Genomic DNA, 23,795 nt, shown 5'->3' with positions numbered 1-23,795 from the left:
TTCACAAGAACAACTCACACACATCGCGGAGGGGAGCACTCAATGACCCCACCGTTCAACGAGTCTGTATGACGAACAGTGATCACGGGGGAGTGGCGTCGGAGGAGGCGTTCGCGCTGCTCGGCCACGAAATCAGACTCGACATTCTGCGCGCTTTTTTCGAGCGATACTCGCCAGTGGATCCGGATTCACGGTCGGACGTACGGGAGCAGCGCACGCTCTCGTACGCAGAACTGATGGCAGCAACAGAGATGGAAGACAGCGGGAAGTTCAACTACCACCTGGAAAAGCTCCGCGGTGTCTACATCGAAGAGATCGCGGAGGGGTATGTTCCTACGGCGAGCGCTATCGCACTCTACGAGGCAGTCATTGCGAACCGACCAACAGAGTCGATACCGACCGACTTCGATATTGAGGAGTCCTGTCCGAACTGCGGGTCCGGGCTCCGAGGGAAGTACGAACAGGAGTTTCTCACCGTCGAATGCCCCGCTTGTGACCTGTTCTGGGGAGCTACGTACCGATTTCCGAAAAACGGGCTCGCTGTCCGCGAAGGAGAGGGGATCTACAAAGCACTCTACGACCGAATGATGCACCACGTCGGACTGGCTCGCACGGGACAATGCCCGTCGTGTGCTGGCATTACCAGCGTCACTGTGCCGCGGGAGCGGCTTGATGAGGACTCGACACCGACTGCGGAGCTGACCTGTGAGACATGCTCGTGGTTCATCACTGTCGATATCGTCAGTGCACTACAGTTCGAACCGCAGGTGACGAAGGCGCTGATCGAACTCGATGTTCCGCTCAGTGAGGCAAGTAGCATGCGAGCGACAGAGCAGGTGCTCCCTGACGTAATCGGTTGGGTCAGCTCCGACGATCCGTTCTCCGCCACGATCAGCATCACGTATGACGACGTCGTCGCTAAAATTACTGTTACCGACGAACTCGAAATCTGTTCTGCTGTCGTTGAATAACTGGCTTGGTGTCCGTCAGTCAGCTCAGCTGCAACGTCTGAATTATTGGAAAGTATACCGAGACGGCTCTATTAAAATCCTCGTCGGATAATAAATTCTGATGAAGGGGGATCGGTAAGTAGAGAGCACGTATACGACACGTCGCACACTTCGGCAGGTGTGACTGTACAGGAGCCACCGCCCGCCAGGAGAAAGGATTCTGTTTTGGGGAAAGGAATCACGCCCCTAGGAAGGCATAGAGGACCGAGGCCAGTCCGGCAATCGAGACGCCGAAGAAGACGCTGAGGAGAACGAGCGGCACCTCGCCGACGGCCAGGAGGGCACCGATCGAGGCGAGCTGGCGGCCGGTGGTCGCGAGGAACAGTCCCGCACCGAGGAAGAGCACCGCACGGTTGTCGTTGCGCCGGTACCCCCGGTAGGCCTGATAGCCGACGTACGCACCCAGGACCAGTACCGCGGCCGTCACAACGACCGTCGCATACTCGACGGGCCCGCCCAGTTGCCCAACCAGTTCGGCGAGGGAGTCCGCTCCGGCGGAGGTCGACGTATGCTCACTCACCGTGCATCACCCCGATGACGACCAGCAGGCCAACGAGTTCCGTCAGCCGGATGACGAGCGCAGACCAGGTCCCGCCGGGCAGGACCGACCCGAACGCGAGCCGCAGCAGCGTCGGCACCGCGGTGACGAGGACGATCCCGGCGGCGAGTCGGAGCGCTCGCCTGCTCCCGTCGCCGCGTCGGTACCCGCGGACGGTCACGACGACCACCGCAAGCGGCAACAGCACCGAGAGGGTCAGACCGATGACGAGCACGGCGGCCGTCGCCGAGAGTGAGTTGAGTATCATGATCTGAGGGTGTCGAATGCCGCCGAGAGACGGTCTGCTGGGTCAGTTGGTTCACGGTCGACGGCCACCTCGACGCCGTCGGGGGCGACTTCGATGACGACTCGGTCAAGCCGGGTGCGATAGGTTTTGTAATGGTGGCCGTCAGGGTCGATCTCTTGGTGTTCGACGACGAGGTCGTGTTCGCTAAGGCGCGACAGCCGGTCGTAGACCGTCGAGCGGGCGGTGCCGAGCGTCTCGGCGAGTTCGTCGGCCGGGCGGGCCTCGTCGTAGGCCACGACCAACAACGCCCGGGCATACTCGTCGTCGAGCAGCGAGACGATCTCGGCGTCCGCCACATCCGCCGTGACCTCGGGCGGGCCCGCCGCGGCGCCACTCCCGTCCTCATCGCTCATCGGGTCACCCTCCGGCCGCCCGTCCCGTAAGTGTGGAGGGTCACGCGGTCGCTGTCTCGTCGGCCCCGGTGGTTTCGCCGTCGGGGTCCGGACCGTCGTATCCGAGCGATGGACCGACGACCCACAGCAGGACCGCGACCGGGATCCAGACGCCAATCACCTGGGCGACTATCACCGGCAGTGGGAAGGGCGCCGTCAGCGCCTCGCTCCCGGGGAGCGGGAGGAGACCATTCGCGGCGTTTTGGGCGCCGTGGAGGACCATCACGACGAGTACGCTTCCGGACACGTTGTACAGCCAGGTGAAGAAAAACGCCATCCCGACGACCATCGGGAGATAGGCCACGAAGGGGACGTTCGTGGCCCGCCAGGTCGTCATGAACAACGGCAGATGCCAGCACGCCCACGCGACCCCAACGGCGACGGTCGCTGTGACCGGCCCGTAGTCGGCTTGCAACCGCGGGAGGGCGAACCCGCGCCAGCCGAGTTCCTCCTGCCCGCCGCCGACCAACGTGACGACCGCGACGCCGACGAAAAACGGACGATGCGTCCGGGCAGCATAGACGGGTCGAACGACCGACCGAGCGCCGCGTAGACGGTGGCGTTCGGGACCGCGAAGTACGCCACCGGGAGCGCGATCGCGAGGAGGTACCACCGTGGCGAGACGCGGGGGGCGAGCGCCTCGACGAGGAACGTCCGCACGCGGCGGCCGGCCAGCCACGTCACGGCGAGGGCCGCGACCGGCGGGCCGAACGCGCCGAGAAGGAACAGACCATTCACAAGAGCAGGCGAGTCCGCCACGAGTCCGGTCGCCGCCGGCACCCACAGTGCCCACGAGGCCGCAAACGCGAGCGCGAAGAACGCGACGGTCGAGTGTCGAGTCGCCAGTTCGCCGAGGACGCCGAGTCGGGGCGTCCGGTCGGAGCGAGAGGTTGAGTGGTCCATTGCAGCTCATCCTTCGGGAGCCGTTTGAATAGCCCCCGACGGACGGTTCGCCGGTCGCGAACTGGCCGACAGATATATATACGAGAGCGCCACGGAATCCGCTCTCGAGGACGACGTCTCCCGGAAGTGGGGAAGCCGGCGAGGCAGGGCAGTTGCTAGTTGGCACCTACAGCGTCTGGTAGCGATCTCAGACCTCGAAGACGCTGTCGCGGTTCCGCAGAGCCCGCTGGACAGCGTTCTCGGTTTCGAGTTTCTTCCTCAGTTGAGCACCTCGTCGACGATGTTGTCCTAAAACTACTCGGTATTGAGCTACCCACCGCTAAAGCGGTGGGATTCAGCGTGGACTCCCGTTCTGGCCTCGGATGAGGCAGGAGAATAGCCTCCGTTCACGGTCAACGTCCCGCTGTTCAAGCGCACACCCAAGGATGCGCCTCCGCCGTCCCCAGTTTGGTTCCGGCGGAGATACCGCAACCCGATGTTCTTCGCGGCGTTGTAATCCGCGTGATTCTCATACCCACACTTCAGGCACTCGAAGTTCTCGTCGTCGCGGTTGTCGGGGTGTGTGAACCCGCAGTGCGAGCAACGCCGTGACGTGTTCTCGGGGTCTACCTGATCGACTGTGATGCCGTGTTCTTCGGCTTTGTACTCGACGTAGTCGTACAGGCGGTCGAACGCCCATTTGTGTCCCCACGACGCACCAGTTCGATCACGGATGTCGGTCAAGTCCTCGAACGCGATGACCATACACTCGTTCTCACGGGCTTCAGCGACGAGTTCGTTGGCGATTCGATGCATCATGAGCTTGAACCGACCTTCCTCTTTCTGTCCGACTGACTGGATGTTCTCGTGCGCCCAGCGCGTGCCGCATTGTTGGAGTGAGCCACGCCGGTTCTCGTACTCTTGACGCCAGTGGTCGAACTCGTCGCCTGTCCAGAACGTGCCCGTACTAGTAACGGCGAGGTTGTTCACGCCGAGGTCAACCCCAAGAACCGTTCCGTTCTCGGTGGCTGCCTGTTCCGACGTGTTACACTCCACCTCTTTCTTGCAATGGATGTGAAGCATCCAGTCACTGTCACGATAGTGCAGTTCCGCACCCGTGATTTCGTATTCGTCCGAGAACAGGTACTCAGAGTGCGGTGTATTGCTGTCCTCGTTGGGTAGTATGTAGTCGGCTTCGATGCGTCCGTCTGTGGTGGCGAGACTCACGTAGTCGTCGTGGAACGTCGCGGTGCGGTGGTCGTAAACGACGTGTGGACTGGTGAAGGTGGGTTTGCTGGCTTTCTTGCCGTTCTGCCAGCGTGCGACGACGCTTTTGCAGGCTTCGGCTGCTTTGTTCCGAGCAGCCTGTACGAGGCCACCGTTGAACCCGTCCGTTTGCTCTCGCACGTCGTCGTAGGTTTCGTCGTCGAGCGTGGTTTTGCTGGTGGTGACGTACTCGCCTTCGAACGCGTGATCGACGACGTATTGCGCTGACCAGAGGAAGGTGTCTACGGTGTCTTCAAGGAATGCGGCGTCGTCGCTGTCCACGTCGAGTGCAACGGGGACGGTACGCCGCACCTCCATATCTTATATGTAAAACCGGTACTTCTTGAGTATTGGGGAGTCAGCCTGCCACTGTCGCGTGGTTTGATTCCCAGTTGTCGGCTTCATCCCACGGCTAAAGCCGTGGGTTTTCGCCTCGCACTTTCTATAACGGTAGTAGACCACGATGCTCGCGACCGGCGGCACGATGGGATGCTGCAACGCCCCGATGAGCGTCCGGAGGATCCAGTACGATGAGCCGCCGCTGTCGACGTTCAGGTAGAACGCCCCCCAGATACCGACTGTCACGAGGAAGATGAACACGCCCAGCAGGATCTTGGCGATCCGACTGGGGGCCTTCCGCGGATCGGGCGAGAGCCGCTGGAAGAAGCGCACGACCAGCGAGGAGTCGGTTTGTTCCGCGACATGGGCCTGCGTTTCGTCGTCACCGTAGCGGTCAAGCGACACGGTCAGTCACCCCCACTCGCCGAACCGACGCCCGTGCCGGTTCCCGACCCGGTCCCGAGCGAATCGCCGGTCGGGACCGACGACGGCTGGCTGTCGTACCCACACGCACTCGTGAGGTCCTCGATCAGTTCCTCGACCTGCATTCGGGTCTGTCGAACCTCGTTGCCGCGCTTGTACTCCTTCTCGGCGACGCGGAGGGCGCGTTCGATGTTCGAGAGTGCCGTGGCAGCGTTTAGTCGCGGGTCGACGAGGATGGGCTTGAGCCACGTCTGCTCCCGGAGTGTTCGCTGGGTCACCGGGTCGACCTGCAGCAGATCCTCAACCCCGTGATGGGCGTAGACGATGTCGCCCTCCTCGTCGTACAGCACGTCGCCGTTCTCGCCTTTCTGAATCTCCCGCGGTTCCACGTCGCGGGCGTCGGCGACAGCGACCTCGGTCGCGTGGCGGAAAATCGCGTCAGTGCAGTTCGTGAGCCAGGGGACTTTCTTGTACATCACCACGCGTCGCTTGAGCGTGTGCGGGTCGTGGACGACGCCCTGTTCCTCGAACCGGTCCGACAGCCGGTGTGCGTGGCGTAGCGCCGCCTCCTTCGAGAGCCGGCCTTCGGGTGGCGCATCGTCGACTGCTCCGCACTTGCAAACTTTTTTTCGGCGGGGTTGCCCGTTTCCAGGACTGTGGAACGTCGAGTTCGTCGGCCTGATCAGCGACCGTCGGCGGGTGGCAGCTGCCTGCATCGTGTGTGGGTTCGAACGTGGTACATTTGACAGCCCCATCTGCTGTTTCAGGATCTACATCGGCCGACAAGGCAGTCATGTCGTTCTCTGCGTGTTCGACCGGGACCAGTACTACAACGGGCTTGAGTCGCCGACGGAAGCAGTTCGAGCAGACGGTGCTCTCCGTCAAGATCGCCTCCTCGAACACTTCCTCTGGGGCGTGCTCGTACTGTTGTCTACTGGAACGGTGCTGCTGCTCCGATCGGCTGGCTTGAATACTCATGGATTGGATCACTGGAGAAATACGTCGCTGAAGGTCGCCTCACGGCTACCCGTCACGTGGGGGTACTCCCGGGCAGGAGTTGTCCACGGCGACGATGCTAACGCTGGAGTGCGTGTACTCTCAGCGACCGGATCCGGCGGTTAAAAACTATCGGGGGTAGCAGAGACGACTACGTAGTGCTCACTACCTGTTGATATCTGTCCGGAAGCGAATATTCCATCGACCTCCCGGGTGTCTGGGGGGATAGCGGGTCGATGAAAATGACTTAGTGTGAGTGGCCAGTAGCGTGGCTTACCCGGCCATATTCGGCCGGTTTCCAGATGCACCCATGTGGGTTTGAAACTTGAACTCCATCGTCGGCGGGAACTCCCCCCACAATTTCCAGATGCACCCATGTGGGTTTGAAACGAGGTGCGTGACGAGGATTATCGCCGCCATCTGAACGGTTCCAGACGAACCTTTGAGCGTTTGAAGCACTGCTGATGGAAAGCGTGAGTGGTTACAGGAAAACGTTCCAGCGTACCTTTGTGGGTTTGGAGAATGCTAGTGAACAGCGAGAAGGTACACTCTCCCAGTTCCAGGCGAATTCCCAGCAAGTGGTACTGAGACATCCCCAACCAGAAAATATCTATTCTATCTCATTCTGAAGATAGCGGAATTGTCTCATTGTTGAGTTCACATATCTCCGGTAATCCGGAACGATCCCAGCCACTAACCAGGTGCGAATGTGAGAACAAAGGGTCAACTAGTCCAAGACAAGCTTATCGACTATCACTACCATCTCCCGGTGCTGCAGCCTGCGACAGCAAGTGACTGTCTGCTGGAGGTTTTCAATGCCGTAGTGGCTTTGCTGACTCCTGCGACGTCTTTCCGCCTTGCTGGGGGGCGATATACTCCGGTTTCAATGCCGTAGTGGCTTTGCTGACTCCTGCGACAGCAGGAGACGGTCATGCCCGGCGAGACGACAATGTTTCAATGCCGTAGTGGCTTTGCTGACTCCTGCGACGGGCCTCCGGGTCGGGGATACGAGGCGTTTCGAGTTTCAATGCCGTAGTGGCTTTGCTGACTCCTGCGACAAACCACTCAGTTGATAACAGCGACAAAACTCGAAAGTTTCAATGCCGTAGTGGCTTTGCTGACTCCTGCGACACTACCAGCAACTTCAGAACGATGCCTAAGACAACCTAGTTTCAATGCCGTAGTGGCTTTGCTGACTCCTGCGACACGCCGCGCCGTCAACGCTGACGACCGCCGTGTCCGTGTTTCAATGCCGTAGTGGCTTTGCTGACTCCTGCGACAACGCCACAATCTTCGACTGGCGCACGAATCGAATCGTTTCAATGCCGTAGTGGCTTTGCTGACTCCTGCGACGTCCCGCCGGTCAACCAGAACCGGCCCCACGACTAGTTTCAATGCCGTAGTGGCTTTGCTGACTCCTGCGACGGATGAGTGTTTCTAGACGAGGATCAACTCCTAGAGTTTCAATGCCGTAGTGGCTTTGCTGACTCCTGCGACAAGAAGACGTGGAAGGCCGGCCCGAGGTGTTGCCCGGTTTCAATGCCGTAGTGGCTTTGCTGACTCCTGCGACGCCGTCAGCACGCCGTGAAGGTCTGCTACGACTACCTGTTTCAATGCCGTAGTGGCTTTGCTGACTCCTGCGACGCGAACGGCCGTCGTCCGTCTCGCGTCCGACCCAGTTTCAATGCCGTAGTGGCTTTGCTGACTCCTGCGACTCGAATCCGAATGCTTCTCGCAGTCATCGAGCGGGGTTTCAATGCCGTAGTGGCTTTGCTGACTCCTGCGACCACTCCCGTACCGCGATTGAGGGTGATCCATGGCGGTTTCAATGCCGTAGTGGCTTTGCTGACTCCTGCGACTACCGTGTTTACGGGGTTGCTCTCCCCGGGCTTACGAGTTTCAATGCCGTAGTGGCTTTGCTGACTCCTGCGACCGGACGGCAACGACCGAATGCTGGCGATATGCAACCGTTTCAATGCCGTAGTGGCTTTGCTGACTCCTGCGACGGGTGGCGCTGTCGCTGCCGCGGATCGACAGTTCCGTTTCAATGCCGTAGTGGCTTTGCTGACTCCTGCGACGCCGCACCGCGAAAGTTGTAGTCGCCCGCCGGGTTGTTTCAATGCCGTAGTGGCTTTGCTGACTCCTGCGACCTTCTCGGGCCAGTCGAGCACTCCCATGTTAATAGTTTCAATGCCGTAGTGGCTTTGCTGACTCCTGCGACAAACGGTATCCGACCGACTTTCGCGGGTCCGATGGAGTTTCAATGCCGTAGTGGCTTTGCTGACTCCTGCGACCTCGAGCCCGGCGACGCTCGCGACGACGAGGTCCTCGTTTCAATGCCGTAGTGGCTTTGCTGACTCCTGCGACGGGGCCGCTGATGCCGTGGGACGGGGCCGCCGCCCGGTTTCAATGCCGTAGTGGCTTTGCTGACTCCTGCGACGCTCTCAAACGCCTCGTAGCCCGGTGTCGCTGTGTTTCAATGCCGTAGTGGCTTTGCTGACTCCTGCGACCAACCGGTGGACTGGGGGGATGCCCGAGGCGATGCTGTTTCAATGCCGTAGTGGCTTTGCTGACTCCTGCGACGCTGGGTGGTAGCGATGAGTGAGACCGCCGACGAGTTTCAATGCCGTAGTGGCTTTGCTGACTCCTGCGACAGGGGGTGAAAATCACGCCATAGAGGCAATAAAGCTTGTTACGTGACTCGCTCAAGGGTAACTCTTCGTCGACCGGGGCCGTACAGAGATACTAAAAAGGTCGACGAAGGAGGTCTTCAGATCACGTTCGACTGTTCATCTGGTTGAGAGGCACCAATGTCCGTAGTGTCGTCTACACAGGACTCACAGAGACGGTAGATTCGGATTCTATCTCCGTCGGTTGGGTCGATGTGACTCTTGAGTTCGTCCTCTAGCTCTACACGGTCAGTTTTGGAGACATCTAGCTCGAAAACACTATACTGTTTCCAGGCACCGTATCGCTGAAGAGTTCGATACACTCGTCGTCGATTCGAATCGTCACTGATGTCGTAGGCAATGGCGAGACGCATGTTATCGGCTGAAAGTAAGCGCGTGGTAGCTATCCATCTCGTCTGTTATCGCTTTTCGGAGTAGGATCACCTGCTGCCGGATTGCCTTCCGTCGAGACACGGAGTAGTCGAAGTGCGGATGCACGAACTCTTCCTGCATGTACTCGTCGAACTTCGAAAGGTACGTTTTGAATGGGTCATCTGCAAGGTGATTATCCGCTGTAAAATCGTCGTGGGTGATCACACCGCGGTTGACCAATCTCGTTACGAGTGAATCACAGAATAGCGGTCGGAACTCCTCTTGGAGATCAAGTGCAAGGGACGGCCGGCCGTGCCGATCGGCATGCAGAACCCCCAGAAACGGATCAAGATTGTACTGTCGCAAGCCGCTCAGAACCTCGTTCTTGACCATCACGTAAGTCAGCGAGAGTAGTGAGTTGATGTGATCCTCTGGCGGTCGCTTCGTGCGCTTTTCGAAGGTCCAGCCGTCCGTGAGTGTCTCGTCCAGACGATCGAAGTATCGTTCAGCAGCTTCTCCCTCCGTTCCACGCAGGTCATCTTTACTACTCGCGTTTTCTGCCCGGACTCCGAGATCTTTCAATACGTCCGTTCCGTGTACACCTTTTCGGGATAACAGCGTCCGGGCATTCCGGATCTTTCCTGCGATCATTGCTTTAGCTATCTCGAGTTCGTCTTGCTCCGAGAGCGCATACTGTGCCCGGCGAACTTCGGCGATCGTGTTTCGTTCAGGAACGAAACTGCCACGGTACTGTCCGTTCTGTGTGAAGTAGTTGAGAACGATCCCGTGTTCGTTTGCCTCAGCGACGAACGGGGTACTGAAATTTACGCCACCGAACACATTGATCGTATCGAGTTTTTCGGTCGGGTAGCTTGCGAGTTCACCGTCATCCCCATCTACGTCCCATACGACGATCCGGCCGCCGTCAGTCCGTACCTGTGTCCCCTGTTTGGTGACGAATACAACCGATTCGTCGAACATTCCTTCAGCAGCCTTCATTCCGAGATCACCTCCTCAAATCCGGTTCCTTCAGCTTGCTCCGGTTCGAGCATCACCGTTTCCTCGGGCATACAGTACTCACGGGTGGAGCACGCCTCGCACTTCTTCGGGTTATCGGTTAGTGACGGGATCGAATCGATAGACATCGCCTGGATAGCGTTCACCTGCTGGCGAACGGTCTCACGATGGTCTTCGGTGATCGGAACATGCATTCGCTGGTCGGTCTCGTATAGGTAGATCGCCCCCTCTCGAACTGGTTCGTCAATATGCTCTTCAAGTAGAAGACAGTAGCCAGCAAGCTGTAGTTCATCGCTCCTGTAATACTCGCCGCTCTCGGCTCGCTTCCGCTCAACCGGAACAGGCTGTGCGTCATCGATATCGAGCACATCGATTTTGCCTTTCAGCCCCAGTTGCTCCGACTCCAAGTAGAGTTCATTCACCCAGTCTCCACGCGTCGATTTGTTTTCGTGGGTCGTCTTCCCCTCGATACGTTCGTAATTTCGACCTTGCGTATCGTAGAAGTGAAGATACCAGTACCGTCGCGGACAGTACGCGTACTGGTTGAGGTCGGAGACGTTGATTAGCTCGGAACTCATACTTGCCGACGGTTTGCGTTGATATCTGGTGGTCCATCCCCGTTGTCGTCAACTTCAATCTCGTGTGTCGCCGTCGTGATCCGCTGAGGGATGATCGCCTCCGTGATCCGGACGATCTGGAAGAACCTATGCATGAGATCCATGGAGACTTCACAATCGTTGTCCTGACAAGTGCGATCGATCCGACGGTGGATCTTTTCCTGTAGCGTGTCTTCGATCGCAGTCGTTGGTTCGTCGTATCTGGTCGGTTCCGTTTCGTAGGCCGGTAGCCGTGCCGTTACGACGGAGAGAGAGTTCTCATCAGCAGGTTCAACGGCAAAGACGCTATCGTCACGAACAGCCTCAATCTCGTATCCACGAAGCGTTCGGGAGAGGTCATACGTTGTCAGTCCGATCCGATCTCCGCGAGGGTATTCGATCTGGGCTTTTAGCGACCGACCGCGAAGCCCTCTAAAGGTTTTGAAACACTCCTTTGTGAATTCCAAGAGCGATTCTCGCTCTCCATTCGGTACCTTCCCACCGAGTCCACGCAGGGCGTCAAGTTCAGTTTCAATGTCCTCAATGAACCGCCGCCAGCGGCCGTACTCTTCGACATTGGATGCAAGATCCTCGTATATCTCGGGGTTCAGGCCTCCGTAATTCTCCTCTCGGGTTTTGATCCCGTATGCACCTCGAAACCCGACCAAGTCTGCAAGTGCCTGGGTCTCCATCCGGTCCTCTCGTAGCCCAGTGTAGATTTGGTCGACAAAATCAGGGAACGCAGTATCCGAGTCACAAATATTCTGACCCAAGCCATAGACGTGGACGGAGGCTTCCGACGCCCGACCAGCACGCCCGAATCGCTGGATGAACGCACTCGCGCTATGGGGCGTATCCATTATCAGGGTCCGCACATCGTAATCAAGACCAACCTCACCCTTGGAGGTGGTATTCAGGATGTAGAAATCTGTTTCATCAAGGTCAACGCGTTCGTCGTGCGTGTCGAATCCATTGTCCTTTTCGGCGTGTTTGTATACTGACTCGTACTCGTCAGCTAGGAACTCATGAAAGTCGTTACTGTCTTTGGCACTATTGAATGTGAGCACGACACGAGGTTCCTCATACTGGTCCGCAGCTTCAATTTCATCCTGCAGAAGTTGAGCAACGGTTTCCCTGTCGTCCATGATCCGTCGTTCCTCATGCCGGTAAACGTCTACTGGATACCGAAACTGATCGCCGTTCGATACGTATTCGGCTTCGATGTCCTCGACATCCAGTTGAAGCTGAGTCCGAACGAAGTCCACGAAATCCTCATTCGGAGTCGCGGATGCGAGTAGAATGTGTGGGTCCGGGCTTCGTTCTGAAATGATTTTGATCTGTAGGAGTAACCCACTGGCAGCAAGCGGATCATAGAAGTGGAATTCATCGTAGACGATCGCATCAAACCAGTTGAAGAACCGCATGGCCTGGCCTCCACGGTACATGTCCTGAATCGTAGCCTGGAGGATGTCAGGGTTGGTCAGAACCACTTCGTTGTCGCTGGCAAATGTATTGACGTAATCAAGCAGGTTTTCGGTCCGCATGTGACCATGGCCTTCCAGTGTTGACCCGTTCAACACTGCTGCATCGACACCAGCGTCGGTGAACCGATTACGCTGTTGACGAAGTAGCGCATTCGTTGGATAGACCAGAAGGGTAGGATCGTGGTTCTCTATGAGTTCGTGGAAGGTAGCAGTTTTACCTGCCCCAGTCGGGGCACGAAGTGCAGCAACCGGAGCATCACCGTCATGCACCCACTCTACGACATCATTCTGAAATGCACGTGCCTCAGGGAAGTCACTGTCTGTCAGTCCGTATTTGGGCTCTTCCGTCGCAAGGCTGGCACCAGAAACTGCGAATTGGTCCATCAGACCACCTCCGGGATAATCCGATCGCGAACGAACTCCGGATCTGAACCGACAAAATGTTGCAGTCTCGGATCATTGCCCCGCTTGAACGAATCACAGTGTTCCATCAGCTCCGTGAGCAGTTCCTCACTGACATCATACACCTCCGAGAGCAGGTACTTGTTCAGGATAATGGAGTTTTGTGATGATTCCTCTGCTCGGAATTCACCGGTCTGTTTGATACCCATCCTGAAGAAGGGCCGGTCGGGGATGGGTTGCTCACTCCAGATAGTGAATTCAAACGTAGATCCCGGTGAGACACCGAGGTAGTTGCGGATCGTCTGATAGGCCGCTCCGGAGTCCTCCAGTATCGACGGAATCGATTTGTCACCAGAAATCTGTCTGGCCAGATCAGTATCGTTCGTGGTGAAGTTCCGTTCGGATCGGTAGTCTGTACTCCGGAACGTTCGCTCATCAGTTTCGACTGCCACCGGACGCATGTCCGAGACGAAAAACGACGCATCCCGAAGATGTGAATAATCAGGTGTAGTAGCGTGTTCCCCGAATTCGGCGTACCGCTTTTCCATATCGAAGTAGCGGTACCCAAGTGCGTGCATTAGTGCAGTCGCTGACAGCGTTGGTTGGGTTCGAATTGCCCGCCCCTCTGAGCTAGAGTAGAAGAGGGGCGCGTAGAGCGTCGCCTCGAACGTCTGTTCATTCATCGGTCAGTTCGAAGTTCTCCCGAGCCTCCGTCATTAGGCGACCGAACTCTTCTTTCATGATCTCATCTGCGTCATCGGCTTCACGGGCAGCCACGCTCAGCAGGTCATCAAGCCAGTTCGGGGCAGCTTCGGCACCCTCGAACTCCCCGTACACGTCCCAGTCCTCACGGCGAACCCCCTGAATGTACTCACTGAGGCTTTCGACCAAATCATCGTCGTCACTGTGATACTCCATTAGCAGTTCGCCGGTCGAAAGGGACGTATCGTGATCCCCGAGAATGACACCAAGGACATCGTTGCGGACATTCCGACCCGTTCGGGTCTCTCGTGCCCCATACTTTCCGGTATTCAGGATATTGTGGAGCGTGTAGAGCAACATTGGCCCTGTGGCTGCCTCCAGCGTGATGAAATGCACGAGGTCGTTTCCTGGCTGGACCTTCACAAAGTCGAACAGTGCCTGTGACTGTTCGCCTTCGTTATCTTGCATGGTCCCGGTTTCATACACAGCGTTCCGGGTTTCCTTGTTCATCAGGTCGTATTCGTCGGTCGTATAGGTGTAGCCCTCCACGACCCGGGATTTGATGGCGAAATCCTGGTCCCCGGTCCCCGCGAGACCGTAGGTGAGCGTCCCAACGTTCAGGGAATCCGCCAAGTCATCTGGTTCGTTGTACGTATATTCGTCATCAATGAGCGTTCCATCGTCGTCCAGCCGCCGAAGCAAGTCGAGTCCAGTGAGGCGCTCTTTGCTGGTGAATTTCTCACCGTTGACCTGAGCGTGGAGTTTGTCACCGAACTCCTGCGTTTCGGCGCGGTCGTGGTTGGAGTTCCGGAACAGCGTCGGTTCAGTCACGTCCCGCTTGACGATCAACGTCACCGTCGGCTTTCGTTTCCTGTAGATGCTGTGCGATTCGACGAGGCCTTTGTCGGGGTATTCGAGTGTCATTATTGGTCCTGAAGTGCTTGGTCGTAGGCGTAGTAGTACGAGTTCACCAGTGCGTCTTCCCAGTCCGAGAGTTTCTTGAGGTCGTCAAGGTCGTTCTCCACCAGATAGGTGTGTATCGCTTCGACGAACGCCTCTGCTTCACCAGTTTCGACGTAGCCGGCGTAATCCTCACGTTCAGCAACGGCATACACCTGACTCTCAACGTACTCGATGAGTTCGTCATCCTCCATCCGCTGATTCTTTCCGCTGAGGAACGCGTCGATAGCCTCGCGGAAGACTTTCGTTTTCTTGTACTTGCTGTCGAACTGCTTGCCGAACAGGTCGATCCCTCGTTCGGCAATGGTTCTCATTTCCATAAGTGCATCTTGATGGTACGTTTCGAAGTACTCCCGGAGGTCCGAGAGTCGGGTTGCGTGTTCGTGATTGACGACTGCGAAGTCGGCGATACTGTGGAACGTGTCCCTGTCGAGTTGGATGTATGGATTGGACATGTTGGCCTCCTGTCCAACCATACTCATGATTTTGAACAGCTGGAGCGAGCGGCGGAGATGGGAATCGGTCCGATCCTCCGAAACGAAGTCGGGGAGCGGCCCGAAGCGTTCCGCTTCATCCAGCCCGAGGAGTTCTTGCGGTCGGGTGGCCTCCTCGTCCGTGAAGACCGCATCCGCGCTCTCGAAGCGCGTGAACGGTCGTCCCACGACCACCTTCATCCCGGCATCCTGGGCAGCCTGCATCACCTGCCGGATGACTGCCATCCGGTGGTTCTCCCCCCTTATGAATATTGGTTGAATAAAATACTGTGAACTAACGAGGCCCGTAGTTACCTTTGTGTCATCAAGTTCGTTGGCATCACCATGGACAACATTTCCAATTCGGCGTCTTCTAACTCGAACATCCCCAAGGAAGTCGCTGAAATAGAAATATGCCGTCTCTAAAGATTCACTCGTATTAATGTCATGTTCTCCACAAACATGTGAAAATAGGGCATATTCTAAGTTACATACACCACAAATTGTTTTATATTTGGAATGTGGAGAGACACGCCGAGAATACCCTTGTGTCTGGTATATACCATATCCTTTCTGGTACTTTGTATCAGCTTCTGCTCCACATAGGAAACACATTCTATCTTTCGGTGCAAGACTTAATTTCGTTGTAATAGAGAAAAACCGCTCTATGATATCGCCTGTTGCATCTGTCTCTGGCGTCAGATCTCCATCAAGTTCCTCTCCAATTTCTGCCTGTAGAGACCGAAGATCATCTCTATATTCGTCAAAATTTTTACATAGGTATTTTAGTAGTTTTATCTTTACTTTTTGACCCTTCGTGCTTTTTCCACCCTCGATGGAATGGTAAACAGATTCATAGGCTTCTGTCAAGTCCTCCGTAGGATATTCCTTCCGGTTATCTTCATATATCGCTTTTATTAGTACCGGTAGATATTCAGTAAATTCATTTGGGATTAACTCAAAAGGCTCAGTTCCACCAGCATCCGATTTGATTAGTTCAGTTGCCTGTTCCCGAATCCTATCCTTTTTCCTACCAATCGGGATCTCTATCTCAGCTAATATATCGTAGTCGAATTTGTTCCATCCAAGCTTACAGGAAAATGTGAACTCATCTTGGATTCTTTCTGGAAGGCGATTTAAAGTCAGCTTCTGGAGTTTTTCCCGCTCAATTGAGTTACCAAGATAAAGTACACCATCCGGTGTACTCCCTATTATAACACCCTTCGTCTCAAAGTTACCCTCTCCAGCTATAACCTCTTTCACCGTACTGATGAGCAAGTCGTTCAACACCGGCTGTTCTAACTCCGTGAATTCGATATAGTGAACCTCATCACCGAAATAGGTAGCAAGCTTCTCAGCCACCTCGGTAATTCCACCTCGCAATGCAACCGAAGCGATCTGGTCGCCGATCCGACAGTATCGCTCTAATCCACGGAACTCTGTATCAGTCGCCCGTGTCTCTCGCGTGTCTTCACGGACTTCGGTCCGCTGAACAAGATAATGAAGATCATCACGATATCCATCACCTAGGAATTCCTCAATCCCGAAATCATCGCCCTCACCATCTTCGGGGTCGAAATAGTAGTCGAAGGCATCTGCAGTGTTTCCGTCGGCGTCAAACCCGTAGGCTTCTCGAACGTACTTGTTCGTATCGTGTAGCGCGAGAGCGGCCGCAAGAACCCGAATCTCCTCCTCATACTCTGTAACGTCTTCATCGGACCGAACAGCGTTATAGACGAACGTATTGACACCAACCGTTACCGCATTAAGGATATGGGCCGCCAGCGATGAGTTGGCTGAGGAATCAACCTTCGCATCGTACGCACCAGCGTGATCGATTACGTTAGTGTACAAATCCTCTTGCTCTACGAGCCAGCTGTGTGCCATTTGAGCAGCTTTTGGGTTCATTATGATGTCACCTCCACAATGATGTTTCCACAGCCTCGTGCAACGGCACTCCCTACTCCCGAATACTCCCCAAACATCGCTAGAGCAGTTACCGCGTTTTCCACTGAGTCACTAGCATCCTTGAATTCATACGCACAACGGCCGGAAAAACCCTGTTTGAACCGATTCCGATTTTCTCCCTTCTCGTTCTTTACGCGATTCACCAGGACACTATGAGTATCGTACGAGCGTTCATCGGGCTTCTCGATAACGCCAGCAGCGAGAGATTCACGCCCGATATCGAGTTCCACTTCCTCGGAAGCACTCTGATTCCATTTTCCAAGGAGGCTGTTGAACACTGCAACCCGGTAGGGGAACATGGTTGTTACCTCACCTGCCTCCTCAATGCAGGTTGCAGTCCGGAAGTTGATCTCGATGGCTGGGTCGTCGTACCCGTTAGCCTCCTTCAGAATTTCCTGCCGAGTTGTGTTCTCACTCTCGAAGCTTTCGACGTGAAGCGTTCCGTTCGTCAATTCGAGTTCGTCGCCCTCCAGCACGAGCGCTTGCACGAGCGTCTGGAATATCTCCTGATCCTGTGGGTCCACGACCCCAAGAGTTAGCTCGTAACTCTGGTTCGGTCGGACCGATTTGTGATAGGACCGGTCACTGTCCCCGAACACACCCAGCAGACCGCTGCAGTGCAGGCTTCCGAGCGGTGAGTCGTGAATGTGTTCGCTGACGGATTCGTCGACTGCGTCCAGTGCCGAGAGGAGTGAACTGTAGACACTGTATCCATCCGAGATCGGTACCGGAAACCGTGTAGTCGGGCGGACGGTGACTGTGATATGGCGCATCTCAATTGAGTTTGCTGGTGGTGATCATGCGGTGATGCTGGCCCTATCGGATTGCTTGAGCGGATGGGATAATAAATCAAATGACTGATTGACATGATACGACAATAGTCGCATTCGGGCGCAGTAGTTGCAGTCAGATGCAACGGTGGTATTATTCCTGTGGGGACGGCACAGATCAGCAATGCGGACGTACCTCTCAACGCTTGGCTTCGACGAAGCCCGGGTGACACGACCGATCCTGAAACACGGGATCGACGAAGGAGACGAGGTCATCGTGGTTCGGCCAGCAGAGAGCACGGACAATGAGCGTGCGTCGGAAGCACTCACTGGCGTCGAACAGTTCGTCAATACGATCGAACCTTCCGTCTCGTTTCTGCAGGAAGACGTTCCAGTGAGTAGTATCGAGAATAGTATTCTGGCCTGCTGTGATCTCATTCAGGCTGCCGAAGGTACCGTTATCGTCAATCTTGGTGGCGGAGCCCGCGATGTGCTCCTTCCGTTGACCATCGCAACGCTGGTTCACCGGGACTGTGTCGATACAGTCCTCTTTTTCAGCGACCTGGATCGCTCGTTCGAGGAGTGGTCGCTACCGAATATCACGGCAAGTCCACCGGAGAAATCGCTGGAAACGTTGCGCCTTCTCGCAACTGTTGACCAGCCTGTTTCGATTTCCGAGTTGGCAGATGAGAGTTCAGTGGCCAAGAGCACTGTTGGGCGACACGTCGACCAGTTGGCCGTGGTTGATGCCGTCGACACCGAACATACCGGGAAGACCAAGCTCGTAGAGCTGACGCTCACCGGTGAGCTATTGCTACAGCAAGTGGAATAATCGTCCCAGCCCGGCCAGTCTTCGTGGACCTTTTTAGTATCTCTGTACAGCCCCGGTCGACGAAACGTGGGTACTGAGCCAAGCCAGTAACAAGCTTTATTGCCTCTATCCCGTGATTTTCACCCCCTGTCGCAGAAGCCAGAAAAGCCGAGACGGCATTGAAACACGCTTTTGTGCGCCAGCTCCGGGTAGTCCTGCAGCGTCGCAGAAGCCAGAAAAGCCGAGACGGCATTGAAACAAACAGTCCGGCATCGGCTCGTCGACAAAACGGCAGGTCGCAGAAGCCAGAAAAGCCGAGACGGCATTGAAACTGTACCACGTCGTCGAAGCCGTCCCACGACGTATTACGTCGCAGAAGCCAGAAAAGCCGAGACGGCATTGAAACAAGTCACCATCTTCGGCGGGATCGGACACGTCAACCGTCGCAGAAGCCAGAAAAGCCGAGACGGCATTGAAACCACGCGACGCGGCGCGTGTGTGTATCTCGCGCGTCGCAGAAGCCAGAAAAGCCGAGACGGCATTGAAACGACACGCTTGAGGTGCGGGGACGCGACGGGAGCGTGAGTCGCAGAAGCCAGAAAAGCCGAGACGGCATTGAAACAGACGATCGAATCCGGGGACCTCAAGCGGACCGTCCAGTCGCAGAAGCCAGAAAAGCCGAGACGGCATTGAAACACAGTTCGGCATTGAGGCCGATCGGGAGGTCTTCCAGGTCGCAGAAGCCAGAAAAGCCGAGACGGCATTGAAACGGTTCGTGTGGCGAATATCCACAGTGCGAATACTGACGCGTCGCAGAAGCCAGAAAAGCCGAGACGGCATTGAAACAGGTTGGCGTCGCTCTGGATGGCGCACGCAGGCTCGTCGCAGAAGCCAGAAAAGCCGAGACGGCATTGAAACCCGTCGCTGTACTGCGGGAACAGGTGGACCCAGAGGTCGCAGAAGCCAGAAAAGCCGAGACGGCATTGAAACATGACGGACGGCGGCCAACCGACCGACGAGGTATCCGTCGCAGAAGCCAGAAAAGCCGAGACGGCATTGAAACAAACATGAGTCAGAGCTACGACGGACCGACCGAAATGGTCGCAGAAGCCAGAAAAGCCGAGACGGCATTGAAACGGCGGTGAAAAGCGGGGCGTGCATGGTCTGGGACGTCGCAGAAGCCAGAAAAGCCGAGACGGCATTGAAACTGTATGAACGATCGTCCCACGCGGACACGTAACGCCACGTCGCAGAAGCCAGAAAAGCCGAGACGGCATTGAAACAGCCGGAGTCGTCAGTCTTCGATGTCGGAGAGGTCCAGGTCGCAGAAGCCAGAAAAGCCGAGACGGCATTGAAACAATCAATCAAGCCCATGACTGACGAAGAAGAACTGAGTCGCAGAAGCCAGAAAAGCCGAGACGGCATTGAAACCTCCCGAGAGAGTGAGAGCACTATGAGTTCGCAATCGTCGCAGAAGCCAGAAAAGCCGAGACGGCATTGAAACGGTTCCGTTCTCCTGATTGTCTCTGGGGTCGCTGGTCGCAGAAGCCAGAAAAGCCGAGACGGCATTGAAACCCAGCTGCGGCATGTCCACTGACTCGTCCATGCCAATGTCGCAGAAGCCAGAAAAGCCGAGACGGCATTGAAACGGACAACGGCGGCGGGGATCCGGCCGAGATAGCACGGTCGCAGAAGCCAGAAAAGCCGAGACGGCATTGAAACCGGCGGTGGTGGTGGACTGTACGGCGGCGGTGGCGGCGGTCGCAGAAGCCAGAAAAGCCGAGACGGCATTGAAACACCGCATCGGGCGCGCTCCGGGCGAGCGTCGCGGCGCGTCGCAGAAGCCAGAAAAGCCGAGACGGCATTGAAACTCGATTGCCCGAGCGTTAACCAGCTGGCGGATGTTGTCGCAGAAGCCAGAAAAGCCGAGACGGCATTGAAACCGCTCGAACCGTCCCGGCTCCCTGCCGGGGCGTTCAGTCGCAGAAGCCAGAAAAGCCGAGACGGCATTGAAACTGTTCCATATACCACCCGTCGCTGCCGTCGTACAGGGTCGCAGAAGCCAGAAAAGCCGAGACGGCATTGAAACAAGAACCACGCCCAGAAAGCCCAGATGACGCCCGGTCGCAGAAGCCAGAAAAGCCGAGACGGCATTGAAACGACGGCGACGGCGCGATCGGCGACCCCGACAGCGCCAAGTCGCAGAAGCCAGAAAAGCCGAGACGGCATTGAAACACGGTCGCGCCGTCGGCGTTGGTCTCGACGAGCCATGTCGCAGAAGCCAGAAAAGCCGAGACGGCATTGAAACTATGTCGACTGGAACGTGGACGCGTGGCCGGAGGACGGTCGCAGAAGCCAGAAAAGCCGAGACGGCATTGAAACTTCATCTTCCCGCGGGGCGACGGCACCGACGTGTACGTGTCGCAGAAGCCAAAAAAGCCGAGACGGCATTGAAACTCCACCATCGACATCATCCCCGCATGGCTGGCGGGTCGCAGAAGCCAGAAAAGCCGAGACGGCATTGAAACTCGTACATTTGCCACGGGTCCGTATTCAGGTCCGACGTCGCAGAAGCCAGAAAAGCCGAGACGGCATTGAAACTCGTATGCCGAAAAATACCTCCGGCGCGCCTACGTCGCAGAAGCCAGAAAAGCCGAGACGGCATTGAAACGCGGCGTGCATATGGCGACGGCCGGCACGCCCGCGGGTCGCAGAAGCCAGAAAAGCCGAGACGGCATTGAAACCCCGGCTCGGGGCTGTCCACGGCCTCGATCTCGACGAGTCGCAGAAGCCAGAAAAGCCGAGACGGCATTGAAACGACTTGCGACACCCACCACCCCCACGACGGGGAGTGGTCGCAGAAGCCAGAAAAGCCGAGACGGCATTGAAACTTGGCGCACCAGCCCGGGGAGTTTCTCCCGAGCGCGGTCGCAGAAGCCAGAAAAGCCGAGACGGCATTGAAACTCGTCGGGGATCGCCTCGTCGAACACGTCGGTGTAGGTCGCAGAAGCCAGAAAAGCCGAGACGGCATTGAAACATGCTGCGTATATACCGCAGTCTGCGCTGTCCCAGCGTCGCAGAAGCCAGAAAAGCCGAGACGGCATTGAAACTGCCACGACGCCCCGCCTTTGATGGCCGCCCAGATCATGTCGCAGAAGCCAGAAAAGCCGAGACGGCATTGAAACTTATGCAACCGCCGGCACGTACTGCTTTCGTGATAGGTCGCAGAAGCCAGAAAAGCCGAGACGGCATTGAAACACGGCGGCTCTGAACCGTCTAAACATCGTTGCGGCAAGTCGCAGAAGCCAGCAAAGCCCAAACGGCATTGAAACAACATGGCCTGCAAAGGCAAGACCTTCAGCCCCCTCGCGTCGCAGAAGCCAGCAAAGCCCAAACGGCATTGAAACCGATCCTCGGCACGGCCGGCTGGTTCTTCTGGCCGCTGTCGCAGAAGCCAGCAAAGCCCAGACGGCATTGAAACGAAATCTTCAACCGGGATGCACAGCCTGAGAATGTCGCAGAAGCCAGCAAAGCCCAAAAGGCATTGAAACTCCCAAGTGCGGGTCGCCCGACTGGTTCGAACCCGCGGTCGCAGAAGCCAGTAAAGCCCATTAGGAATTGAAACAAGAACCCCGGGTATCAGGGTCGGATGTTAGCGCGCCGCAGAAGCCAGCAAAGCCCAAAAGGCATTGAAACGAGACGGAGATGACACTCCGGTGCCCGGGGTATGATATCGCAGAAGCCAGCAAAGCCACTACGGCATTGAAACAGTTGGCTGTAGTCGCTCCGGCCGTCGCCGCCAGCGGTCTCAGGACTCAGCAAAGCCACTACGGCATTGAAACATGTCGAGATCGAGGAGCTGCCAGTCCGATGTCCCCGTCTTAGAAGCCAGCAAAGCCCAAAAGGCATTGAAACAGCACACGCGAGATTCCCGAAGGCATCCCGCTCGTGGTCACAGAAGGCAGCAAAGCCCAATAGGCATCGAAACTGGGATCCTGCGTGGGCGCTGTTTTCGGCGGTGTGTCGCAGCAGCCAGAAAAGCCCAGACGGCATTGAAAAATGGTGTGATCGCCTGTCGGCCGGGTATATCGTGATATGTTGTGGTGGCCCATGAACTCACTCAACCACTGTTCTGGTTCACGTTAACCAACACAGTCCACCAATCCCGGCTTCTGTTGGTTAAGACTGCCACTGGAGGGGCTGTCTGAACCCTTCAACCACTGCCAAAACGGGTGCGTGATATCACGCCTATCTTCAGTAGAATCGAACTGTTACTAATTTGATTTGGAGAACGTCTCGATTTCACCGATAGCTGAGTCGTCCGATGACGATGGCCGCTGTGACCCAGCGTAATACTTTTGCACTATTGGACACCATGAGTGTCCATGAACACCAAGAGTGACCAACAAACTATACTCAACGTGCCATTCCCCTTCGGGGAAGAGCAAGTATTCCGCTACCGGGCAATGGAGGACATTCTCGTGTTGCTGATTCGAAATCCATTCAGGGAGCTCACCGTCCGACAACTCCGAGAACTGACCGACAACGGAACGAAGACAACAACGCGGGCCGTGGAATTACTCGCGCAACTCAGTCTCGTTCGGGTGGATACTGGCGGCCGCAGCAAGGATGTCAGTTTAAACCGGGAGCAGGTTACAATTCCCGAGGACCCGTACTTCTCCATACCGCAGGACGAGTTTCGAACCCCGATCCGGACGTTCGTCGAACGGGCACGGGACGAAGTTCCAGGCTTCTCCGCGTTGCTTGTATTCGGAAGTGTCGCTCGGGGCGAGGCGGATCGTCGGTCCGACATCGATATCTGGATCCTCGTCGAGGACAGTGACCAACTCCTCCAGGCACGGCGAACTGCAACGGGAATCGGAAGCGAGCTGGAGGAAGAACGGTTTCCCGTACAGCGAGCAACTGAACCCCAGCCCCGCGAAGAGCGATACAATTTCGAGGTACTCGTTGAAGCTGTTGACACGGCGGGAAGCTACGCTGAGGACGTCTCCGAAATACTGACCGAGGGCATCGTGATCGTTGATTCGGAACGCTTGCAGGAGGTTAAGGACGTAGTCCTGCAGGGCAAGGAGGACGTTACTGATGAATGACGACGACCCATGCAGCGAGCAGTTGAGCAAGGTAATCCACCAGTTCAATCGTCGCGGCGATATCGAACCGGGACTGGACGTCGAGGAAGGTGCACTTCTCCAGCTCCGGAAAGCCTGCCGAATCCTAGACGGTATCCGCGCACTCCGGGATATCGACCGTCACTACACACTCGTGGTCGAAGGCTCGTTTGCAGCAATCGAACGAACCATTCAGTTCTATGTAGTCGACTCAGGGGTTGCGGATTGACCTCCTCCTCCGCGTGAACGCGGAGGAATCTCGCCACGGGATTTCAGGCCGGGTGTAGCG

General features: G+C 56.5%; 19 protein-coding genes and 2 CRISPR repeat arrays. Of the genes, 4 read left to right on the top strand and 15 right to left on the bottom strand.

What is annotated here, in order from left to right:
• The first annotated feature begins 68 nt into the window (after positions 1-68).
• Positions 69-971 (top strand): DUF7351 domain-containing protein, encoded by a 903-nt coding sequence (locus D8896_RS18465; protein ID WP_121823588.1) that lies wholly within the window; start codon positions 69-71, stop codon positions 969-971.
• 217 nt (positions 972-1,188) lie between these two features.
• On the opposite strand, the gene D8896_RS18460 is transcribed toward D8896_RS18465, so the two are convergent.
• From D8896_RS18460 to cas6, 15 genes are all read right to left on the bottom strand, one after another.
• Complete coding sequence (locus tag D8896_RS18460; RefSeq protein WP_121823587.1) at positions 1,189-1,530, bottom strand: DUF7521 family protein; 342 nt, start codon at positions 1,528-1,530, stop codon at positions 1,189-1,191.
• Entirely contained in the window at positions 1,523-1,816 is a 294-nt protein-coding gene (locus D8896_RS18455; protein ID WP_121823586.1) for a hypothetical protein, read from the bottom strand. The genes D8896_RS18460 and D8896_RS18455 overlap by 8 nt, the downstream gene beginning before the upstream one ends.
• Positions 1,813-2,208, bottom strand: coding sequence for a winged helix-turn-helix domain-containing protein (locus tag D8896_RS18450; RefSeq protein WP_121823585.1), 396 nt, complete (start codon positions 2,206-2,208; stop codon positions 1,813-1,815). Before D8896_RS18450 ends, D8896_RS18455 begins: the two co-directional genes overlap by 4 nt.
• A 40-nt stretch (positions 2,209-2,248) precedes the next feature.
• Positions 2,249-3,160 (bottom strand): CPBP family intramembrane glutamic endopeptidase, encoded by a 912-nt coding sequence (locus D8896_RS19930; protein ID WP_121823584.1) that lies wholly within the window; start codon positions 3,158-3,160, stop codon positions 2,249-2,251.
• 299 nt (positions 3,161-3,459) lie between these two features.
• A complete protein-coding gene (locus D8896_RS18440) occupies positions 3,460-4,713 on the bottom strand; it encodes an RNA-guided endonuclease InsQ/TnpB family protein (RefSeq protein WP_121823583.1) in 1,254 nt (417 codons plus the stop codon).
• A gap of 3 nt (positions 4,714-4,716) precedes the next feature.
• On the bottom strand, positions 4,717-5,139 hold the full coding sequence (locus D8896_RS18435; protein WP_121823582.1) for a hypothetical protein: 423 nt from the start codon (positions 5,137-5,139) through the stop codon (positions 4,717-4,719).
• 2 nt (positions 5,140-5,141) lie between these two features.
• Entirely contained in the window at positions 5,142-5,873 is a 732-nt protein-coding gene (locus tag D8896_RS18430; protein ID WP_162991651.1) for a hypothetical protein, read from the bottom strand.
• 1,089 nt (positions 5,874-6,962) lie between these two features.
• Positions 6,963-8,807: a CRISPR direct-repeat array (repeat unit 37 nt; unit sequence GTTTCAATGCCGTAGTGGCTTTGCTGACTCCTGCGAC).
• Between the two features lie 116 nt (positions 8,808-8,923).
• Positions 8,924-9,196: a CRISPR-associated endonuclease Cas2 gene (cas2, locus tag D8896_RS18425; protein ID WP_121823580.1), complete on the bottom strand. Its 273-nt coding sequence runs from the start codon at positions 9,194-9,196 to the stop codon at positions 8,924-8,926.
• Between the two features lies 1 nt (position 9,197).
• Positions 9,198-10,193 (bottom strand): CRISPR-associated endonuclease Cas1, encoded by a 996-nt coding sequence (cas1, locus tag D8896_RS18420; RefSeq protein ID WP_121823579.1) that lies wholly within the window; start codon positions 10,191-10,193, stop codon positions 9,198-9,200.
• Complete coding sequence (gene cas4 / locus D8896_RS18415) at positions 10,190-10,789, bottom strand: CRISPR-associated protein Cas4 (protein ID WP_121823578.1); 600 nt, start codon at positions 10,787-10,789, stop codon at positions 10,190-10,192. The genes cas1 and cas4 overlap by 4 nt, the downstream gene beginning before the upstream one ends.
• Positions 10,786-12,675 (bottom strand): type I-D CRISPR-associated helicase Cas3', encoded by a 1,890-nt coding sequence (gene cas3 / locus D8896_RS18410; RefSeq protein ID WP_121823577.1) that lies wholly within the window; start codon positions 12,673-12,675, stop codon positions 10,786-10,788. The genes cas4 and cas3 overlap by 4 nt, the downstream gene beginning before the upstream one ends.
• Positions 12,675-13,376, bottom strand: a complete 702-nt coding sequence (locus D8896_RS18405; RefSeq protein WP_121823576.1) for a hypothetical protein — start codon at positions 13,374-13,376, stop codon at positions 12,675-12,677. Before D8896_RS18405 ends, cas3 begins: the two co-directional genes overlap by 1 nt.
• Entirely contained in the window at positions 13,369-14,319 is a 951-nt protein-coding gene (cas7d, locus tag D8896_RS18400; protein ID WP_121823575.1) for a type I-D CRISPR-associated protein Cas7/Csc2, read from the bottom strand. The genes D8896_RS18405 and cas7d overlap by 8 nt, the downstream gene beginning before the upstream one ends.
• The gene (locus D8896_RS18395; protein ID WP_121823574.1) at positions 14,319-16,736 is read right to left on the bottom strand and encodes a hypothetical protein; all 2,418 of its coding nucleotides are present in this window, start codon (positions 16,734-16,736) and stop codon (positions 14,319-14,321) included. The genes cas7d and D8896_RS18395 overlap by 1 nt, the downstream gene beginning before the upstream one ends.
• On the bottom strand, positions 16,736-17,569 hold the full coding sequence (gene cas6, locus D8896_RS18390; protein WP_121823573.1) for a CRISPR system precrRNA processing endoribonuclease RAMP protein Cas6: 834 nt from the start codon (positions 17,567-17,569) through the stop codon (positions 16,736-16,738). The genes D8896_RS18395 and cas6 overlap by 1 nt, the downstream gene beginning before the upstream one ends.
• Before the next feature lie 181 nt (positions 17,570-17,750).
• Here cas6 and csa3 point away from each other — a divergent pair, with 181 nt between their 5' ends.
• The 3 genes from csa3 (at position 17,751) to D8896_RS18375 (ending at position 23,735) form a co-directional block, all read left to right on the top strand.
• Complete coding sequence (gene csa3, locus D8896_RS18385) at positions 17,751-18,398, top strand: CRISPR-associated CARF protein Csa3 (protein WP_121823572.1); 648 nt, start codon at positions 17,751-17,753, stop codon at positions 18,396-18,398.
• Positions 18,399-18,526: 128 nt separating this feature from the next.
• Positions 18,527-22,146: direct repeats of the CRISPR family, unit length 37 nt; unit sequence GTCGCAGAAGCCAGAAAAGCCGAGACGGCATTGAAAC.
• Positions 22,147-22,762: 616 nt separating this feature from the next.
• Entirely contained in the window at positions 22,763-23,488 is a 726-nt protein-coding gene (locus tag D8896_RS18380) for a nucleotidyltransferase domain-containing protein (RefSeq protein WP_121823571.1), read from the top strand.
• Positions 23,481-23,735: a hypothetical protein gene (locus tag D8896_RS18375; RefSeq protein ID WP_121823570.1), complete on the top strand. Its 255-nt coding sequence runs from the start codon at positions 23,481-23,483 to the stop codon at positions 23,733-23,735. The genes D8896_RS18380 and D8896_RS18375 overlap by 8 nt, the downstream gene beginning before the upstream one ends.
• Positions 23,736-23,795: the final 60 nt, after the last annotated feature.

The sequence above is a fragment of the Halostella salina genome (assembly GCF_003675855.1).
Classification (GTDB): domain Archaea; phylum Halobacteriota; class Halobacteria; order Halobacteriales; family Natronoarchaeaceae; genus Halostella; species Halostella salina.
The sequence above is the reverse complement of the archived record's forward strand: the minus strand, read 5'-3'. Positions and strand labels throughout refer to the sequence as shown.

Bases quoted from the DNA above. Each gene is read 5' to 3' on its own strand.
- cas2 (WP_121823580.1), bottom strand. From the start codon at position 9,196: ATGCGTCTCGCCATTGCCTACGACATCAGTGACGATTCGAATCGACGA.
- cas1 (WP_121823579.1), bottom strand. From the start codon at position 10,193: ATGAAGGCTGCTGAAGGAATGTTCGACGAATCGGTTGTATTCGTCACC.
- cas7d (WP_121823575.1), bottom strand. From the start codon at position 14,319: ATGACACTCGAATACCCCGACAAAGGCCTCGTCGAATCGCACAGCATC.
- D8896_RS18455 (WP_121823586.1), bottom strand. From the start codon at position 1,816: ATGATACTCAACTCACTCTCGGCGACGGCCGCCGTGCTCGTCATCGGT.
- cas3 (WP_121823577.1), bottom strand. From the start codon at position 12,675: ATGGACCAATTCGCAGTTTCTGGTGCCAGCCTTGCGACGGAAGAGCCC.
- D8896_RS18430 (WP_162991651.1), bottom strand. From the start codon at position 5,873: ATGCAGGCAGCTGCCACCCGCCGACGGTCGCTGATCAGGCCGACGAAC.
- D8896_RS18405 (WP_121823576.1), bottom strand. From the start codon at position 13,376: ATGAATGAACAGACGTTCGAGGCGACGCTCTACGCGCCCCTCTTCTAC.
- D8896_RS18375 (WP_121823570.1), top strand. From the start codon at position 23,481: ATGAATGACGACGACCCATGCAGCGAGCAGTTGAGCAAGGTAATCCAC.
- csa3 (WP_121823572.1), top strand. From the start codon at position 17,751: ATGCGGACGTACCTCTCAACGCTTGGCTTCGACGAAGCCCGGGTGACA.
- cas4 (WP_121823578.1), bottom strand. From the start codon at position 10,789: ATGAGTTCCGAGCTAATCAACGTCTCCGACCTCAACCAGTACGCGTAC.
- D8896_RS18440 (WP_121823583.1), bottom strand. From the start codon at position 4,713: ATGGAGGTGCGGCGTACCGTCCCCGTTGCACTCGACGTGGACAGCGAC.
- D8896_RS18380 (WP_121823571.1), top strand. From the start codon at position 22,763: ATGAACACCAAGAGTGACCAACAAACTATACTCAACGTGCCATTCCCC.
- D8896_RS18450 (WP_121823585.1), bottom strand. From the start codon at position 2,208: ATGAGCGATGAGGACGGGAGTGGCGCCGCGGCGGGCCCGCCCGAGGTC.
- D8896_RS18395 (WP_121823574.1), bottom strand. From the start codon at position 16,736: ATGAACCCAAAAGCTGCTCAAATGGCACACAGCTGGCTCGTAGAGCAA.
- D8896_RS18465 (WP_121823588.1), top strand. From the start codon at position 69: ATGACGAACAGTGATCACGGGGGAGTGGCGTCGGAGGAGGCGTTCGCG.
- cas6 (WP_121823573.1), bottom strand. From the start codon at position 17,569: ATGCGCCATATCACAGTCACCGTCCGCCCGACTACACGGTTTCCGGTA.
- D8896_RS19930 (WP_121823584.1), bottom strand. From the start codon at position 3,160: ATGAGCTGCAATGGACCACTCAACCTCTCGCTCCGACCGGACGCCCCG.